General features: G+C 33.1%; 15 protein-coding genes. 10 read left to right on the top strand and 5 right to left on the bottom strand.

From position 1 onward, the window contains the following. Positions 1–4 precede the first annotated feature (4 nt). The 5 genes from GMB86_RS03535 to rlmH all read left to right on the top strand — a co-directional run bounded on the left by GMB86_RS03535 (position 5) and on the right by rlmH (position 4,107). Positions 5–799: an MBL fold metallo-hydrolase gene (locus GMB86_RS03535; RefSeq protein WP_155216894.1), complete on the top strand. Its 795-nt coding sequence runs from the start codon at positions 5–7 to the stop codon at positions 797–799. A 307-nt stretch (positions 800–1,106) separates the two neighbouring features. Next, positions 1,107–2,348: a S1C family serine protease gene (locus tag GMB86_RS03540; RefSeq protein ID WP_155216896.1), complete on the top strand. Its 1,242-nt coding sequence runs from the start codon at positions 1,107–1,109 to the stop codon at positions 2,346–2,348. 178 nt (positions 2,349–2,526) lie between these two features. Further along, a complete protein-coding gene (locus GMB86_RS03545; RefSeq protein ID WP_155216898.1) occupies positions 2,527–3,120 on the top strand; it encodes a histidine phosphatase family protein in 594 nt (197 codons plus the stop codon). Positions 3,121–3,383: 263 nt separating this feature from the next. After that, the gene (locus tag GMB86_RS03550; RefSeq protein ID WP_329602739.1) at positions 3,384–3,545 is read left to right on the top strand and encodes a CxxH/CxxC protein; all 162 of its coding nucleotides are present in this window, start codon (positions 3,384–3,386) and stop codon (positions 3,543–3,545) included. A gap of 82 nt (positions 3,546–3,627) precedes the next feature. Then, positions 3,628–4,107, top strand: coding sequence for a 23S rRNA (pseudouridine(1915)-N(3))-methyltransferase RlmH (gene rlmH / locus GMB86_RS03555; protein ID WP_329602740.1), 480 nt, complete (start codon positions 3,628–3,630; stop codon positions 4,105–4,107). Here the strand turns inward: rlmH and GMB86_RS03560 are convergent. The 3 genes from GMB86_RS03560 to GMB86_RS03570 all read right to left on the bottom strand — a co-directional run bounded on the left by GMB86_RS03560 (position 4,048) and on the right by GMB86_RS03570 (position 7,522). Beyond that, positions 4,048–5,760, bottom strand: a complete 1,713-nt coding sequence (locus GMB86_RS03560) for a recombinase family protein (RefSeq protein WP_155216900.1) — start codon at positions 5,758–5,760, stop codon at positions 4,048–4,050. The two genes, rlmH and GMB86_RS03560, sit on opposite strands and share 60 nt — an antisense overlap. 69 nt (positions 5,761–5,829) lie before the next feature. After that, positions 5,830–7,353 carry a recombinase family protein gene (locus tag GMB86_RS03565; RefSeq protein ID WP_078989000.1) on the bottom strand — a complete coding sequence of 508 codons (1,524 nt, stop codon included), beginning with the start codon at positions 7,351–7,353 and terminating at the stop codon, positions 5,830–5,832. Beyond that, positions 7,346–7,522, bottom strand: a complete 177-nt coding sequence (locus tag GMB86_RS03570) for a hypothetical protein (RefSeq protein ID WP_153301110.1) — start codon at positions 7,520–7,522, stop codon at positions 7,346–7,348. The genes GMB86_RS03565 and GMB86_RS03570 overlap by 8 nt, the downstream gene beginning before the upstream one ends. A gap of 489 nt (positions 7,523–8,011) precedes the next feature. Here GMB86_RS03570 and GMB86_RS03575 point away from each other — a divergent pair, with 489 nt between their 5' ends. Continuing rightward, positions 8,012–8,677: a hypothetical protein gene (locus tag GMB86_RS03575; protein ID WP_078989001.1), complete on the top strand. Its 666-nt coding sequence runs from the start codon at positions 8,012–8,014 to the stop codon at positions 8,675–8,677. A gap of 487 nt (positions 8,678–9,164) precedes the next feature. On the opposite strand, the gene GMB86_RS03580 is transcribed toward GMB86_RS03575, so the two are convergent. Next, positions 9,165–9,581 carry a DUF6530 family protein gene (locus GMB86_RS03580; RefSeq protein WP_078989002.1) on the bottom strand — a complete coding sequence of 139 codons (417 nt, stop codon included), beginning with the start codon at positions 9,579–9,581 and terminating at the stop codon, positions 9,165–9,167. A 226-nt stretch (positions 9,582–9,807) separates the two neighbouring features. Here GMB86_RS03580 and GMB86_RS03585 point away from each other — a divergent pair, with 226 nt between their 5' ends. From GMB86_RS03585 to GMB86_RS03600, 4 genes are read left to right on the top strand one after another with little or no spacing between them, the layout of a single operon-like run. Further along, positions 9,808–10,383 carry a recombinase family protein gene (locus tag GMB86_RS03585; RefSeq protein WP_016201505.1) on the top strand — a complete coding sequence of 192 codons (576 nt, stop codon included), beginning with the start codon at positions 9,808–9,810 and terminating at the stop codon, positions 10,381–10,383. Positions 10,384–10,420: 37 nt separating this feature from the next. Further along, on the top strand, positions 10,421–12,199 hold the full coding sequence (locus GMB86_RS03590) for a type I restriction-modification system subunit M (RefSeq protein WP_155216902.1): 1,779 nt from the start codon (positions 10,421–10,423) through the stop codon (positions 12,197–12,199). Then, positions 12,192–13,472 carry a restriction endonuclease subunit S gene (locus GMB86_RS03595; protein ID WP_016201507.1) on the top strand — a complete coding sequence of 427 codons (1,281 nt, stop codon included), beginning with the start codon at positions 12,192–12,194 and terminating at the stop codon, positions 13,470–13,472. The genes GMB86_RS03590 and GMB86_RS03595 overlap by 8 nt, the downstream gene beginning before the upstream one ends. Continuing rightward, the gene (locus GMB86_RS03600; protein ID WP_078989003.1) at positions 13,473–16,508 is read left to right on the top strand and encodes a type I restriction endonuclease subunit R; all 3,036 of its coding nucleotides are present in this window, start codon (positions 13,473–13,475) and stop codon (positions 16,506–16,508) included. A 258-nt stretch (positions 16,509–16,766) separates the two neighbouring features. On the opposite strand, the gene GMB86_RS03605 is transcribed toward GMB86_RS03600, so the two are convergent. Beyond that, the gene (locus GMB86_RS03605; protein WP_078989004.1) at positions 16,767–17,855 is read right to left on the bottom strand and encodes a helix-turn-helix domain-containing protein; all 1,089 of its coding nucleotides are present in this window, start codon (positions 17,853–17,855) and stop codon (positions 16,767–16,769) included. Positions 17,856–17,904: the final 49 nt, after the last annotated feature.

Raw genomic sequence — 17,904 nt, forward strand, 5'->3', positions numbered from 1 at the left:
ACATTTGTCTCTACAATATAGCGTTTTAGCAAGCGGGAGTACGGGGAACTCACTGTATATTGAAACTGAAAAGCACAAACTACTGGTTGATTGTGGTTTAAGCGGGAAGAAGATGGTGGATTTACTAAGTCAAATCAACCGTGATCCAAAAGATCTTGATGGGATTTTAGTGACACATGAGCATAGTGATCATATTAAGGGACTTGGTGTTTTTGCTCGTCGCTTTCAAATTCCTATCTATGCCAATACAAAAACGTGGCAAGCCATGAGTGATTCCATTGGAAATATAGATAGTGATCAAAAGTTCACTTTCGAGACAGGTACCGTCAAAGAATTTGGTTCACTTCAAATTGAATCTTTTGGCGTTTCTCATGATGCTGCTGAACCCATGTTTTTCAGTTTTCATCAAGAAGATAAGAAACTCACTTTACTTACTGATCTCGGATATGTTTCAGATCGTATTAAAGGCGTTATTCGTGAATCAGATGCTTATATTATTGAAGCTAATCATGATATTCAAATGCTGATGATGGGACGTTACCCTTGGAATATTAAACGGAGAATCCTTGGAGATTCGGGTCATATTTCAAATGAAGATGCGGGACTCGCTTTAAGTGAAGTGATTGGTCATAATACAAAGCGCATTTATTTAGCCCATTTGAGCAAAGATAATAACATGAAGGATTTAGCACGTATGAGTGTTGAACAGAAATTAGGTCAATATGGGATTCAATTAGGTGAAGACATCGGTCTTTTTGATACTGATCCAGACATTCCGACACGATTATGTGCCATTTGAGTTTTAACTCTTCATAAATTGGTTAATAATAGAGTATGGTCATTAGGTTCATTTCATGGCCTTTTGACCACTTTTTTTATATAGGAATAAGATACATAAGGTTAAGAATAGGTTATAAAGAAAGATAAGGCATTTAGATTGTAAGACGTTTGTAAAATGGGTATAACTAGTTTTTTACGATATTTGTAAGAAAAAAAGCCTGAAATCACACGTTTATCGAAATTGTCACACAATCAAAATCCATAAGTTCTTATCATGTTATAGTTGACCTACAAACTAGTACGTCATATAGAAAGGTGTTGATAAGATGGACTATTTTGATGACCAAAATCAGAATGAGGAAGAAACAAGACGTGATCGATTGCCTGCAGAAGATCGTCGAGAAGGACGCAGTAATCGTAAAGGTTGGTTTTTTGCGGGATTTCTCGGTGCGATTATTGGCATCGTTGTTTTCTTGATTCTTGCCCCTGTTTTGTCTAATCTTGGGGTTCTTCCCTACTCAGTAACAACAGGAAATGGATCAGATCAAGTTGATAGTTCTTCTAATGCAAATAATGCGATTAGCCGGCAGTTGAATGTGAATGTCAATTCATCTGTCACAGATGCGGTGGATAAGGTATCACCTAGCGTTGTTGCCGTAATTAACTATCAGAAAGCCAATTTCTACGATAATCAGTATACCGAATCGGGGCTAGGATCAGGTATTATTTATAAGAAAGCCAATGGGTATGCCTACATCGTAACAAACAACCATGTGGTAGAAGGTGCAAGCAAAGTTGAAGTAAGACTAGAAAACAATAAGAAAGTCTCAGCGACGGTTCTTGGTAAAGATTCGCTTTACGATTTAGCTGTCCTCCGAATTAATGATTCTGGAGTGAATAGTGTCGCCGAATTTGGTAATTCAGATATTCTGAAACGAGGCGAACCAGCCATTGCTATCGGCAATCCTCTAGGGTTCAGTGGTTCAGTTACTGAAGGTATTGTCAGCTCAGCCAACCGAACCATGCCTATTGAAGGTGGAAATGTATCGATTGAAGCTAATCTTGTACAAACAGATGCAGCCATCAATCCAGGTAATAGCGGAGGGGCCCTTGTTAACATTGCCGGCCAAGTTATCGGGATCAACTCATCTAAAATCGCAGAAGCTCAAGTGGAAGGCATTGGATTTGCGATTCCAATCAATGTAGCTAAACCCATCATTAACGGTTTAGAGAAAAACGGTAAAATTGAAAGACCATTACTCGGTATTGGGATTGTTGATTTAACAACCATTCCATCCAATCAGGTATCACAATTAAATTTACCAAAAAGCGTAAAAAATGGTCTTGTCATTTCACAAATTCAACAAGGTCAACCGGCGGCTGATAGTGACTTGAAAGTTGGAGATGTCATAACAGAAATTAATGGTAAGAAAATTAATGACTATGTAAGCTTCTCAACGTATCTCTATACGAAATTGAAACCAAATCAAAGAGTAAAAGTTGTTTATTATCGCAATGGAACAAAACATACAGCTTATCTCACTCTTGGTAGTAAAGTCTTTTCTTAAAAGTTGATGTAAAGGGATCCCTATCACATTTGGTAGGGATTTTTTGATGGAAATTAATGTGGATTAATACAATATAAATATGAAAGTGCAGTGAAAGAGTCGTTAGTTATTTAGAAGTAACCATCTTTTTATGGTATGATCACAGTAAAAGGGCATGTAAGAGGAAAGGAATGGATCGATGACGACGGTTTGTTTAATTAGACATGGTGAGACGAATTGGAATGCTGAAGGACGATTGCAAGGAAGCACAGATATCCCACTTAATGAGGTTGGCTACCAACAAGCAAAAGAAACGGCGGATTACTTTGAAGGCTCAGAATGGGACTTGATTGTCTGCAGTCCACTTCAACGGGCAAAGCAGACAGCTGAAGCGATTAATGAACGTTTGAACCTACCCTTGATTGAAATGGAAGATATCAGGGAGCGTGGCTTTGGTGACGCCGAGGGGCTGACTATTGAAGAGCGCTTAGCTAAATACCCTGATCGAAACTACCCAAACAAAGAAGAAACAGACGTATTCCAAAAACGTATCATGGGTGCCTTGCGAACTATTTCTGAAAATTATCCAGATAAGAAAGTGTTATTTGTGGCCCATGGCGGTGTGATTCATGAGATTCTTTCTATACTATCAAATGAAGCCGAAGAGATTAAGAATACGAAATTAATCAATGCTTGCATTAGTAACATTGAATTTCACGATAACATTTGGGAAATCAAAGATTTTAACCAAGTGGCTCATTTAACGCATTATAATGATAGAGGTAGGGTATGACAAAGAGTCATACCTTATTTTCTGTTTCTGTGGAAAACTTTTGATAAAATCATCTTGTTGATAAGTCGTCATTACAGACTTATACACAATAGATTATGAATTGAATGAAAATTTTACACAGGTGTGGATAACAATGTGGATAACTGTGGATAATAGTTGGTAATATCCACATAAATTATTCTGACAAATAACGTTGAAAAGAGTAAAAAATGAGAAAGCGGATACATAAAAAATCTCGGTAATAAAGGAGAAATCAGTCGAAAATGCTGATATATTGCTGTTTTGAACACATTGAACTTGCTTTTGAAGAGGTCATTGAAGAATTTGAACAGGCACCAAACTTCGAAAAACTTGGGGATAAAGAAAAGTTATCCACAGTTTGTGTGTGCTGTTCAAACCAAGCCGATTATTTAGTAACAAACTAATGTTTTCATACAATATATAGATTGCCTTGTGGATATGTGGATAATAACTGTGTATAACCTTATTGAGAGAGAGGGATAACTTGTGAATATCACTATTTTAACTGTGGGGAAGCTAAAAGAAAAATACATACAGCAAGGCATTAACGAATATAAAAAGCGCCTCGGCGCCTACACCAAAATTAATATCATTGAAGTTCCAGATGAAAAAGCCCCTGAAAATATGAGCGAAGCCGAAATCGAACAAGTCAAAAAAACAGAAGGCGAAAAGCTATTAAGCAAAATCTCTCCAGATACATACGTCATTGCTCTTGCCATATTAGGCAAGCAGCTGACTTCTGAACAACTGGCAAAACATATAGATGAACTCACGACGTATGGCAAAAGTAAAATTGCTTTCGTGATCGGTGGATCAAATGGGTTAAGTGATGAAGTATTGAAGCGGGCGGATTATCAATTGTCATTTTCGAAAATGACATTTCCGCATCAATTGATGAGGTTGATACTAATGGAGCAGGTGTATCGGGCGTTTAAGATTAATCGGGGGGAACCGTACCACAAATAGAGGCAAAAAAAGTTGAAGATAAGGTGGATATTTTCCATTTGATTCAGAATTAGAAGGTGTTGATAAGCCTTCTTTTTCTGTTTCTAAATAGAGCATGTGGATAAGTGTAAACGTATTTGAAAGGTTAACTTCCGTAAAATCAAATTCAAGTTCAACTTTATCAATTTGACGTAGATGATCATTTGTTCGTCCAACAGTGATCTTTTTAACCAACAGCTGTAGCAATTGCTTTTGCTTATCTCTGGTAGAGGACTTATAGACTTCTACAAATTTTCCTAATAGAAGATGTACCAACTCAGGAGGGATAACTTTTGTATCAGATTTACTTATTTCCGTTATTAAGTTATTCCTCTTTTGTTCAATTGCACTCTTTTCAATAGCCACTTGCTGTAATCGTTCTTGCAAAACTGTAACAGGAAAAAGATTTTGTTCAAAAGCTTCTAGATATCTATTCTGAAGTGCTAGTGTTTCCTCTAACTTCGAATCAGTTTCTTCCAGTTCTTTTTTTAGTATTTTTATGGATTCAATTGAGGTTTTAGTTAATGAGTTAATAGTTTCATAAAACTTTTGTTTATTGGATAAAAAGCTTTCTATACGTTGGAACAGAGCATTTTCAGCATCATAGGCTTTAACTGAATTGGCTTTACAGGCTGCTGATCCCTTGTTGTGAAAATCACTGCAAACGTAATATCTGTGCTTTCTTTTGGTACCGTCACTTAAAGTGTAAGTAGTAATTGAAGGTACCATTCCTTGTCCACAATCAGGACAGCGTAAGATACTGCTCAATAGAAACGGTTCGTTGGATTGTCTTTGCTTGAACGATTTACTTTTCCTACGAGATTGAACAAGACTCCAAAGTTCATCATTGATAATCGCTTCATGCTGACCTTCTACTAAAATAGGATTATCATTTCTGCCTCTTCTTCTCTTCTTATCCCAGTTTTCAACCTTTAACCAACTAATTTTTCCGTTATAGACTGGGTTGTCTAAAATAGTTGCCACTCCATTTATAGAAAAATGACGATCACGTTTGGTTCGATACCCATTTTTATTAAGCTGATTTGCAATGGCTTTTAAGCCCTTTCCTTGGGAATAAAGAGTGAATATCTGTTTAACTACTTCAGCTTCCTCTTTGTTTATTACGAGTTCCTTTTCAATAGAATCATAACCAAATATAACACCGCCATTCCATGAACCTTCTAAGGCTCGTTGTTTCATACCAAGCTTAACGTTCTCAGACAATGTATTTCGTTCCATTTCGGCAATAGAAGCCATCAGCTGAACGACTAGACGGCCTATTGGACTACTGGTATCAAAGTTCTCGGAATAAGAGATAAACTTTACTCCGTAATCTTCAAATTTGTCTAACAAAGTAAGAGTATCTAACATATTCCGCGATAAACGTGAGATTTTCCATACAAGTACCGCCTGAAATTTTTCCTGTTCAACGTCTGCTACAAGTCTTTGCATAGCAGGGCGGCCGGTGATATTCTTTCCAGAAATCCCTTCATCCACATACTCGTCGACGATTTCCCAATTATAAAGATTTGCGTATTGTCGAAGAGTTTGTAATTGAGCGCTAATGCTATAGCCCTCAGATGCTTGTTCCTCGGTGCTAACACGTGCGTAAATAGCTACCTTTTGAATTTCCATTGCATTACCTCCTTGTATTAATGATACAGCGAAAATAAAAAAAGGAGAAAGGACAGTTCTCCTTTTCTCCTATACTAATGACAAGTTATCGGGACTAAAATTATAAATTATGCTCTTTATTTTACGCTGTTTGGTGTTTTCTTCTTTAAAGATATGAATTTCCTTAATTATATAATGGCACAGTGATTTTCTTTCCTCATCAGAAAGTACTTCATATAAATCTGAAAAATTTTTTACAGAGTAAGCAATGATTTCGTTGGAGGTTTGCCTTTTTTTAAATCTTATTTGAGTATTAATTTCTTCTAGTTTTAATTTTTGTTTATTTAACTGTTCTTGATAACCCAAAAGTCTATTTTTAAATACTTTATCGTCGAATGGAACAGTTTCATCGTCGAGTAAGTCCATAACAGTTTCCATCTTTTTATTAATATGTTTTATTTCTTTGTCAATTTTCTCTGCCTCTTTATATAAAGGTTCGAGTTCAAAACACAGTAATGAATCTGTTGCAGATTTAATATAAGGTGCTAGATTGAGATTTTGGAAGAAATTATTTAATTCAAGTAAAATGGTCTCTTCTGCATATTCCTTTTTTACAAGGTTTGATGAGCAAGCTGCCTTGCCACTATTTTTATTTTTACTGCACTGATAATACTTATATTTAGAGCTGCTATTACCTTGAACCATCGAAGACCCACATTCAGGGCATTTTAAAAGTCCTGATAGTGGATAGGAACCCGGATGAACCTTTTCTTGTTTATAACTTCTTGTCTTCATTGTCTCTTGGGCTAAATTCCAAAGAGGTATTTCAATAATTTTTTCGTGTTGACCTTTTTGGTATTTTCCTCTCCACTTGGTATTTCCTATATATATTTGGTTCTGTAGAATCGTTTTTACAGCATTAATGGTCCAGTGCTGCTTATTTTTTGTTTTAATACCTTGGATATTTAGATATGAAGCAATTTTTTTATAGCCCCACTTTTCAATTGCGTATTTTTTAAAAATAAATTTCACAACTTCAACTTCATGAGGTACAACAACTAACTCTTTATTAACAGTTTTATAACCATAGACTTTACCACCTAAAAATTTGCCTTCCTCTGCTCTCTTTTCCATACCAGAGAAAGTTCTCATGTTAATAAATTCTCGTTCAAGTTCGGCTACTAATGCTAATATATGAACAAGAATTTTTGAAGCTGGATCTTCAGTATTAACATTGTCTTTAATTGATATAAGGTGTTTTCCTAATGAGTTAAGTCGTTTCATAATATACAAAGTATCTAATGTATCACGTGAAATTCGATCTTGTTTGAAGACAATGATATAGTCTACATTATCCTTCGATCTAATTACATTATTGTACATTTCTTTAAACCCATCTCTGCCTTCAAACGATTTTCCTGATTTTAGATCATCAGTAAACGTATCAACTAACTCAATATCATTTTCTTCACAGTATTTCTTAATTTCTTCAAGTTGTTTTTCAATTGATGTGTTATCAGTAAATTTATTGGGGCTTTTTCTCAAATAAGCATAAGCTCTTTTTTTTCTACGAACTTCCTTATTTCTCATGTTTTTTTTATTATTTTTACTCATTAACTACACTCTCTCCATTCATGAGTTTTTTTTCTAGGGTTTTTGAATGTTTAATAATTAGTTCAGAAATATAATATAAAAAGTCAGAAGCATTTATTTCAGCTTGGTCTTTTTCAATGAGAAATGAATCATAGTATGAGTTATAGTCAGATGATATTTCCTTCTTCATAGTCAATCTCCATCGAATATAAAAATCCAAATAATTGCCGGCTATATCTGGTTGAAAGACATAGTACCTTCGGAATTTTAATATTTTAAGATATTAAGAATAAAAAAATAAAGATTAAATATTCTGAATTTTCTTAGTGTATGTTTTTTTTATGTGAAATGGTTAGTATCCAATGTTAAAATAAGGAAGCAGTGGTCATGCCATTGTGGATTTAGAGCAAATAATCCACCCTAACAGTTCACAGTGTAGCAGGGTGGATTATTTATTTACATACAACATAAAATAGCTTTTTGTTTTAATTTTTTGTGAGAGGTTTAGGAGATAATAGAAAATGGATTGGTCAAAAGTTTAGACAACATTTCCAAATTCAAATTGTCTTAATAGAATCAGTTACTTTTAACACTACTCTGAATATCCTTGATATTTAATGATCTAGGAATATATAAATATAAAAATATCTCAAATAAAAATATGAAAGTAGGAATATAATTGATATTTAAAAGTGCATTTAATGATTTAGACACTTACCTCAAGGAGTACCTATACACCGTCACATGTAATGATCTATTTAACTTAAAGAAGGATTTCTATCAAACTGTTGAAGCCTTGACTGGAAGTACTGCTAATTTGACAGGTATTACTGAATTACTTATTTTTCGACACCTCTATCATACACTTGGAATGACCGCTCCCATCTTTAATAAAACAGTCTCAAACGGAAAAAATCAGTTATCAATAGGGAAGAGATTTATGGGGAAGAACGGTAGACCTCAAGAACCAGATATTGTAATTGAGAGAAATGGCTCTATTACTCATTTAATATCTATTAAAAATGCTTTAGCAACTAATTCGCCAAAGAGCTTTGAAAAGGATAGTGAAGTTATTAAAAACTTAATGAGCAAGAATGGACCCAATCAAGTTTGTAACAATGGAATTGTAGACATTCATCGTATTGATAACATACGTCACGAGCAACATGAAGATTTCAAGTCAATTACGGTAGTCTTTTCAAAGGTTCCAGATCGACATCAGAGAGCTATCGATATCATTCATGAAGCATACAATTGGCATCGTTTTATTATCTTAGAGAACAATCCTAAAACGTTCATGGAAGAAATTAAGAAACACTTACCACTACTAATTCCTGAAGGATAATAGTTGGCGTTGCAAATATATAACAATTTACTAGTGTTTTAACATGCATAATAACAACAGGTTTAATTCTATTCTTTGCTTTTTATAAATTACAAATGGAAATAATATGTATTTACTTCCATTTTCTGCACTTATTATGGTTTTAATCATTCTGATTGTTATAAAGAGAAACAACTTAAAGATGGTCATAATCTCAAACGAATGTTGTTTATATTTACTATTGTTGAGTTTATGTTATTAAGAGAAGTTGTACAAAATTTTGCCCCATAGGTGTATGCTGCAATTACTCCAGTTTTTAAGGTGAATTGGGTCGTTTAATTAGAAGTCTATTTTACAAAATGAGAATGAAAGAAAGGACTGAATAGGTTTTATATTCAGTCCTTTCTCTTTACAATTATTAAATTTATTGTACTTAGGCTAACTAATATGATTAATTAATGTTAGCTAGCCTTAATGATGTGAGGCGTATAATTATTATTTTTTTCTTCTATAAATTTATTTCGTTTAATAAGCGTCTTAATTCAGTTAAACGCGGATAAAGTATGTCCTTATTATCTTCAATAAAACTTTTTATCACTTTCCTCTTATTAAGATTCAGTAATTTAACATCTTCTGCTACATTTTTTTCTCCTTGTAAATCTGCAAGAACATTTGCTAGCAAGATATTTAGGTCTATGAGTCGGTGCAAAGGCAATTCCTCACTTTGTCTGCTCCATTTACCAGTGCTTTCATCACCAGTTGTATGCCTCCATACTTTTGCTGAAATTTCATTCTCATTCCATTGAGAATTACCAATTGTTAAAGCCTGTGCATCTGTAGATTCAGGATTATTCTTCCCGTCCCTTAAATTATAGTTATCAATAGTATAAACAGGTTTATGAGCTAAATGACGAGGTGCTTCCACTTTAATCACTCCCTAATTTGATCACCTCAATATTACTAAATTATTTAGTAAACAGTCAAGTGATTTACTTACTAAATAGATTACTAAAGTTTTTAGTGGTATATTCATGTTCAAAACTCCAAAGTATTGAACATGAAAAGCAAGTCCTGTAAAATAAAGGTGTTGAGTATAATCAATACTTATGTTCATAAATGCATCTCATAAATGGTGAAAAGAGGTGATTTCTTTGAAATATGGTTATGCAAGAGTGAGTACGATGCATCAGGATTTACAGGTTCAGCTTCAACAGTTAAAGAATGAAAATTGTGACAAGATATTTTCCGAAAAATATACTGGGACAAACAAAAAACGACCAGAATTTCAAAAACTAATCAGCAATTTAAAAGAAGGGGATACGTTAGTTGTTACAAAATTAGACCGTTTTGCTCGGAGTACACAAGATGCTCTAGAAATCATTAAAAATTTATTTGATCGGAATATCAAAGTTCATGTATTGAATATGGGTGTTATCGAAAATACACCCACAGGAAGACTAATTTTTACTATTTTCTCAGCGTTTGCGGAGTTTGAACGAGATATGATTGTAGAACGAACTCAAGAAGGAAAAATATTGGCCAAGCAGAATCCTGATTTTCGAGAGGGTAGGCCAAAAAAATTCTCAAGGCAGCAAATTAATCATGCCTTATCATTATTAGAAAATCATTCTTATAAACAAGTTGAAGATATGACTGGGATTTCAGTATCTACGCTTGTTAGGGCTAAGAAGAAAAGTAAGTCCGAGCAAATCAAAACCAATATATAATATAGAAGAGTAGATTACATATTTGGAGGATTAACCAATGAATGAAGAGTTAAGACGTATTCAAACTGGTACTAATATACAGGAAAAAGCTAATTTAATTTGGAGTATTGCCGATGCTTTAAGAGGCCTATATAAGCCACATGAGTATGGTGAAGTCATTTTACCAATGACAGTGATTAAACGATTCCATGACACTTTATTGCCTACCAGAGATAAGGTTTTAGAAACATACGAAAAGGTCAAGCATTTAGAAGTAAAAGATGGCTTTTTACAAAAAGCATCTGGTTATGTTTTTTATAATATCAGCAATTTCACTTTTGAAAATTTATTATCGGATCCGAATAATATCGAAGAAAATTTCCTTGCGTTCCTACACGGGTTTTCCGAAAACGTACAGGATGTATTAAAGAACTTTGACTTCGAGAGAGAGATTACCAAACTTGCTAATAATGATAAGTTATTTTTTATCATTCAAGAATTCAACGCGGACAAAGCCTATATGGGTCCTGACAAAATTACAAGTACTGATATGGGTTACATATTTGAAGAATTAATTAAAAAATTCTCAGAGAGTTATGATGAGGAAGCAGGATCACACTTTACTAGTAGGGATATCATTTATTTAATGACAGACTTACTGATTGCAGAAGAAAAAGATGTTCTTATTGACGAAGGCGTTGCTAAGACAGTATACGACCAAACAATGGGTACATCTCAGATGCTAAGTGCTATGGAAGAACGATTAAAAGCACTAGATGCCGAGGCTGAAGTAACTACTTTTGGCCAAGAAATAAATGAACAAACCTATGCGATTGCAAAAGCAGATACAATGATTCGCGGTGGTAATCCGGAGAATATGAAATTGGGTAACACGTTAACTAATGATCAGTTTGAAGGATATACATTTGATTATTGTATATCAAATCCTCCATTTGGGACGGACTGGAAGTCGGAATATAATAAAGTTAAAGAAGAACATGATAAAGGTGAAAATGGACGATTTGGAGTAGGTTTACCGAAGAAAAATGACGGTCAACTATTGTTCTTACTTAATGGTCTTAGTAAGTTGAAAAATACTGGCAGAATGGCGATTATTCATAATGGTTCTGCATTATTTAGTGGCGCTGCAGGAAGTGGAGAAAGTGAAATTCGTCGTTATGTAATTGAAAATGATTGGTTAGAAGCAATAATTCAATTACCAAATGACGCCTTTTACAATACAGGAATATCAACATATATTTGGTTGTTGACTAAAAATAAACCTAAACATAGAATCGGAAAAATTCAATTAATAGATGCTTCTAATATGTATGAGAAGAGACGTAAAAATATAGGGAGTAAACGTGTAGATATCACTGAATCCTGTAGAGAAATGATTGTAAAAGCCTATGGTGAGTTTAAAAATAAGGAATATACTTTAGACGATAAAACTGTAGAATCCAAGATTTTTGACAATATCGATTTCGGATTTTATAAAGTAACAGTTGAAACACCTAAATATGATGAGGTGGGAAACTTAAAGTTAAATAAAGGTAAACCTACCCCAGATTCAAATAAAAGAGATACTGAAGATATACCTCTAAAAGAAGTTATAAGTGATTATTTTGAAAAGGAAATAAAGCCATTTAATCCAGATTCTTGGATTGATGAAAGTAAAACAAAAATTGGTTATGAAATACCTTTTAACCAGTATTTTTATGATTTCGAGCTGCCCGAAAGTTTAGATGATATTACTTTAAGAATAAAACAGTTAGAAGAAGAAATAATCAAATCCTTCGAAGCCTTGTCAGGTAAGGAGGTTAAAGTGAATGAATAAGTTAATAAAAGATAGTGATGTTGAATGGATTGGAGAGATTCCTCATCATTGGAATATTGTATATTTCCATCAATTTTTTAAGCAAATAAAAAATAAGAACGTTGACTTACAGGAGAAAAATCTACTTTCTTTATCATACGGCAATATAGTAAGAAAAGATATTAATTCTAAAGATGGTTTATTGCCGGAAAACTTTGATGGATACAATATTATAGAAAAAGGAGATATTGTTTTAAGATTAACAGATTTACAAAACGATCATAAAAGTCTAAGAGTGGGATTATCAACTGAACGTGGAATTATCACTTCAGCATATGTTTCTATAAGAAAAAAGAGTAAAGATCTTTACGAAAAATTTGCCTATTATTATCTCCATACTTTTGATTTAGTTAAAGGTTTTTATGGGATGGGTGCGGGAGTTAGGCAAGGATTAAATTTTGACGGTTTAAAAAAACTTCCAGTATTACTTCCGCCACTAAATGAGCAAATTGAAATTGTAAAATTGCTTGATGAAAAGTTATCTCGAACTAATTCAATTATTGAGAATACTAAGTTATCAGTTGAAGAGTTGAAAAATTATAAGCAAACACTAATTAAGCAATTAATAACGAAAGGCTTAAATCAGAACGTTGAATTGATGGATAGTGGAATTGATTTTATTGGCGAAGTTCCAGTTGGTTGGGCAAAGAAAAAGATTTCGTGGATATTCGAGACAATAGGTAGTGGTACTACACCGAAATCAACAAATGAAAATTACTATGATGGAAACATTCACTGGTTAAACACAGGTGATTTAAATGATGGATTTATTAATGATACTAAGAGAAAAATAACTAAAACAGCACTAGATGAAGTATCTTCCCTAAAGATTTATCCTAAGAATTCATTAGTAATTGCTATGTATGGCGCAACAATTGGCAAACTTGGAATAACTCAAATCCCAGTAACTACAAACCAAGCGTGTTGTGTAATGTCAGAAGCAAAACATGAAAATATTCGATTTATTTTTTATTGGCTATTAGGAATTAGAAAAAAAATTGTTTCTCTTGGTTATGGAGGGACACAGCCTAATATAAGTCAAGAGACTATTAAAAATATAAAAATTCCTTTACCTCCAATTGATGAGCAAAACGAAATTGTTAAATATCTCGATAATAAATGTCTCCATATAGACTCTCTAATTGAAAGGAAAGAACAATTTATTATTCAATTAGAGGAATATAAAAAATCTATTATTTATGAATATGTCACAGGAAAAAAGGGGGTCTTGTAATTGACTATTCAAGACAATGAAAAGAGATTTGAGGAAGATATAGAGTCATACCTCCTATCTATTGGTGGATACGTAAAAGGTGATCAAATAAATTACGATAAAGAAAAAGCATTTGATATCAATCAATTAATCGGGTTTATTAAAGAAACACAAGAGAAGGCTTGGACAAGATACGAAAAAATCTACCAAGCTGAAGCAGAGAAAAAATTATATAAGCGTCTAAATGACGAAATAGAAACGAATGGATTGCTGCACGTACTTCGTCATGGGATTACTGATCGTGGTGTAAAGTTAAAAGTTGCTGCATTTCGTCCTGAATCTACTTTAAACGAGAAAGTTATTCAAGATTATAGAGCCAATCGATTAACAGTAACACGACAATTTGCCTATTCAACTGAAAATCATAATACATTGGATATGGTTCTATCGTTAAATGGTATCCCAATTGTCGCACTTGAATTGAAAAATCAGATAAAGGGTCAATCAGTAGAAAATGCAAAAAAACAATTTATGTATGACCGGGATCCACGTGAACAAATTTTTCAATTCAATAAACGTGTGTTGGTATATTTCGCGGTAGATTTGTATGAAGTATGGATGACAACTAAATTAAACGGTAAAGATACTTTCTTCTTGCCGTTTAATCAGGGTTCTAACGGTGCAGGAGAAGTAGGTGGAGCTGGAAACCCTGTTAATCTGGAAGGATACGCAACAGCATATTTATGGGAAAAGGTTCTCGCAAAAGATAGTTTGATGGATATTTTGCAAAGATTTATGCATTTGGATGTAGAAAAGAAAAAGGTAATAAAGAATGGAAAAGAAACAACCAAAATCTCTTCAAAACTAATTTTCCCACGGTTTCATCAGTTGGATGTTGTAAGGAAATTAGTTAATCATGTTCGGATAAATGGAAGTGGTGAAAATTATTTAATTCAACATAGTGCCGGTTCGGGTAAGTCAAATAGTATTGCATGGTTGGCTTATCATTTATCAAGTTTGCACAATGTAGAGAATAAATCTATTTTTTCATCAGTAATTGTTGTAACAGATAGAACCGTTTTAGATAGACAGTTACAAGATACAATCTCAGGCTTTGACCATGTTACTGGACTTGTTGAGACTATTGGTGAAAATAAATCTTCCAAGGATTTAAAAAATGCAATTAACGATGGGAAAAGAATTATCATTACCACTCTTCAAAAATTCCCGGTTATATTTGAAGAAGTTGAAGTAAACAAAGGGAATAACTTTGCCATTATAGTTGATGAAGCCCACTCATCTCAAACAGGGACAAGTGCAAAAAAGTTAAAGGCAGCATTAGCCGATACTGAAGAAGCATTAAGGGAATATGCTGAAATTGAAGGTGAACTTGAAGCTAATCAATTAGATGAGGAAGATAAGCTTGTTAAAGAATTATTAACACACGGAAAGCATAGTAATCTTAGTTTCTTTGCTTTCACTGCTACTCCAAAAGAAAAAACGTTAGAGATGTTTGGAGAGAAGCAATCGGATGGTTCGTTTAAGCCATTTCATATTTATAGTATGAGACAAGCAATAGAAGAGAGGTTTATTTTAGATGTATTACAAAACTATATGACTTATAAAACTTCATTCCGGATTGCTAAGGATACTCCAGATAATCCTGAACTGCCTGCCTCTCAAGGGGTTAAAGCAATTCGTAGATATGAATCATTGCATCCGCATAATTTGCAGCAAAAGACAGCAATTATGATTGAACAATTTCGTGACATAACTAGTAGTAAAATTAACGGAAGAGCAAAAGCAATGGTTGTAACAGCTTCCCGATTACATGCAGTACGTTACTTTCACGAGTTTAAAAATTATATAAAGAAAAAAGGATACTCTGATATGGATGTTTTAGTGGCCTTCTCAGGTATAGTAAACGATCAAGATGAAGAATATCGGGAATCCAGTTTAAATAAAACAAAAGAAGGAAAGAGAATAACTGAGAATCAGTTAAAGGAAGAGTTTCATACCGATAATTTTAATGTGTTGATTGTTGCCGAAAAATACCAAACAGGTTTCGATGAGCCATTGTTACATACAATGTTTGTTGACAAGAAGTTATCTGGAGTAAAGGCAGTTCAAACATTGTCCAGAGTTAATAGAACTCATCCTGATAAAAAAGATACGTTTATTTTAGATTTTGTAAATGAAGCTGAAGATATTAAAAAGGCATTCGAACCATATTATGAAGTAACTTCACTAGATAAAGAAATCGACGTTAACTTGATTTATGATACAAAAACTAAATTACGAAATTTCAAAGTCTATAATGATCAAGATATTCAACAATTAGTAAAAATGTATTTTAAAGAGGGGAAACAAACCGATACGGATTTAGGAAAAATGGCGAGTGCATTAAAACCAATCATTAGCCGTTATCAAGAATTAGACGAAGAAACACAGTACACATTTAGGGTGACTATTCGTAATTTTAATAAATGGTATTCCTATATAACACAACTAACTAGAATGTTTGACAAAGAACTGCATGAAGAGTATGTATTTACCTCTTACTTAATTAAATTTATTCCTAAGAATAAAAGAGAGAGTATTAGTATAGAGGATAAATTGAAACTTGAATATTATAAATTAGAACAGACCTTTAAAGGGAATATTGCACTTGAGAAAAATTCTAATTATAATGTTTTAAAAAATCCAGATTCCATTGATACGAGTGTAAAATCTTTGGAGGAAGATGATCTGCTTGAAAATATAATTAAACGTGTAAATGAACGGTTTGAGGGTAAATTTACAGATTCTGATCGAGTTATTGTTGAAGGAATATACAAAAGAGCAGTGAAAGAAAATAAGAAGTTAAAGCGTTTTGCTCAAAATAATGACGCAGAAATATTTGAAAGAAGTATTTTCCCAGACGTATTTGAACGGGTCGCACAGGAATTATACTTAGAACAAATGGGATCGTATTCAAAGCTTTTTGAAAATCGTTCATTTTATAATACTGTTTTAGAAGAAGTAGCTAAAGAGGCATATAAAGAGTTAAGAAAATAAAATTTTATAAGAAATAATTTGTAAAAAAGGACAATCACTTAAAATGGGATTGTCCTTTTTTATTTTGACTCTATTGAAATGATATGTTGATTCTTTAAGAGCATTGGATCCACAAAGCGAATTCTTAAAATTTGGTCAAAAATATTCAAAGATTGTACAAGACTATAATCTAAGACTGGTTTGTTATACAAGTCATCATAAGTTCTCGCATATTTAAAAAACTATATTCAAAAATACTTATTTTGTATTATCTAACATTTACAGCTTTGTCAATAAAGTTAAGACTGACTTATAAGTGGGATTATAAATTGAGCTTTCGAATAAGAAACCATCGTTTTCTGAGTCGTTTATCCATATATTTGCAGGGACTCTGCCTTCTCTTAATTCTTCCACCTTGCTTGGGGTTGATAGAAGTTCATATGCTTTACTATTTCGATTCAATTCGTATTTTTCTTTAATAACAAGGCTTCCAGAGAAAACCTTCTTAACTTCAAATTCGCTTGAGTTTACCACGGCAAACCGGTCTTTATCGAACTCCACAAGTCGATTGCAAAGTGAAGTTAATGATACTTTATACTTTTCATCAGCCAAATGTTTTAAATTCTTCAAACTTATGTTTCCAGAGGAAAATTCATTTAGATCTTTTTCCAATATTTCAGGCGGTGTAATTAAATTTGTTGCAAATGAACTTGCCTCTATTTCATCAATATTGTCTGTTGATAGTGTAGATTTACCTTGCTTTCTGTAATAATAACTTGCCTGAGAATGCCAAGGGAGTAAATAGTGACCGATCATTGTTGCAATGGTCATTTTAATCCTAGCCTCATGTTTCTGGTTATGATCAAGAATTATCGTATTATTATTTTTTAATAAGAGTGCCTCTGCTTGGCTCTCTAGGTTCCCTATTATGATAGTTAGATTTAACTTTTTAGCTAGTTTATAAATATCAATTGGAAATTCTCCATTTAAAGTTACATTAAACACATGTTTTGCGTACTGTTTTGGTTCTGTTGAAAAGAAATTTAATTGATTTTGATAGCCAGCTGATAAGAAAGCATATTCTAGAATTTCTTGTTTTTTTTGTTGAGTTGAATTTTGGAAAATTTTCAAAAGCACTTTTTCAGTAGGTTCCGTAATGTTTTCTTCCTGTTCAATTCCTGAAACTAAATAATCAATAGTTACATTTAGGGCATGAGAAAGCTTTACTAAAGCGTCATAAGAAGGATTTCTATTTCCTGATTCGTACTGACTAATTGCTGGAGGTTGTAATCCTGCTCTTTTGGCCAATTCAGTTTGGTTTAAATTTAATTCCTTCCTCTTCTTTATAATTCGCTCCTTTATAGACATAATGTTCCCTCTCTTTATTAAATTGTTATAATGAAAATAACATATGTTA

The sequence above is a fragment of the Terrilactibacillus tamarindi genome, from assembly GCF_009718825.1.
GTDB classification, from domain to species: Bacteria; Bacillota; Bacilli; order Bacillales; family Sporolactobacillaceae; genus Terrilactibacillus; species Terrilactibacillus tamarindi.

Bases quoted from the DNA above. Each gene is read 5' to 3' on its own strand.
- GMB86_RS03540 (WP_155216896.1), top strand. From the start codon at position 1,107: ATGGACTATTTTGATGACCAAAATCAGAATGAGGAAGAAACAAGACGT.
- GMB86_RS03545 (WP_155216898.1), top strand. From the start codon at position 2,527: ATGACGACGGTTTGTTTAATTAGACATGGTGAGACGAATTGGAATGCT.
- GMB86_RS03550 (WP_329602739.1), top strand. From the start codon at position 3,384: ATGCTGATATATTGCTGTTTTGAACACATTGAACTTGCTTTTGAAGAG.
- GMB86_RS03560 (WP_155216900.1), bottom strand. From the start codon at position 5,760: ATGGAAATTCAAAAGGTAGCTATTTACGCACGTGTTAGCACCGAGGAA.
- GMB86_RS03565 (WP_078989000.1), bottom strand. From the start codon at position 7,353: ATGAGTAAAAATAATAAAAAAAACATGAGAAATAAGGAAGTTCGTAGA.
- GMB86_RS03570 (WP_153301110.1), bottom strand. From the start codon at position 7,522: ATGAAGAAGGAAATATCATCTGACTATAACTCATACTATGATTCATTT.
- GMB86_RS03590 (WP_155216902.1), top strand. From the start codon at position 10,421: ATGAATGAAGAGTTAAGACGTATTCAAACTGGTACTAATATACAGGAA.
- GMB86_RS03595 (WP_016201507.1), top strand. From the start codon at position 12,192: ATGAATAAGTTAATAAAAGATAGTGATGTTGAATGGATTGGAGAGATT.
- GMB86_RS03605 (WP_078989004.1), bottom strand. From the start codon at position 17,855: ATGTCTATAAAGGAGCGAATTATAAAGAAGAGGAAGGAATTAAATTTA.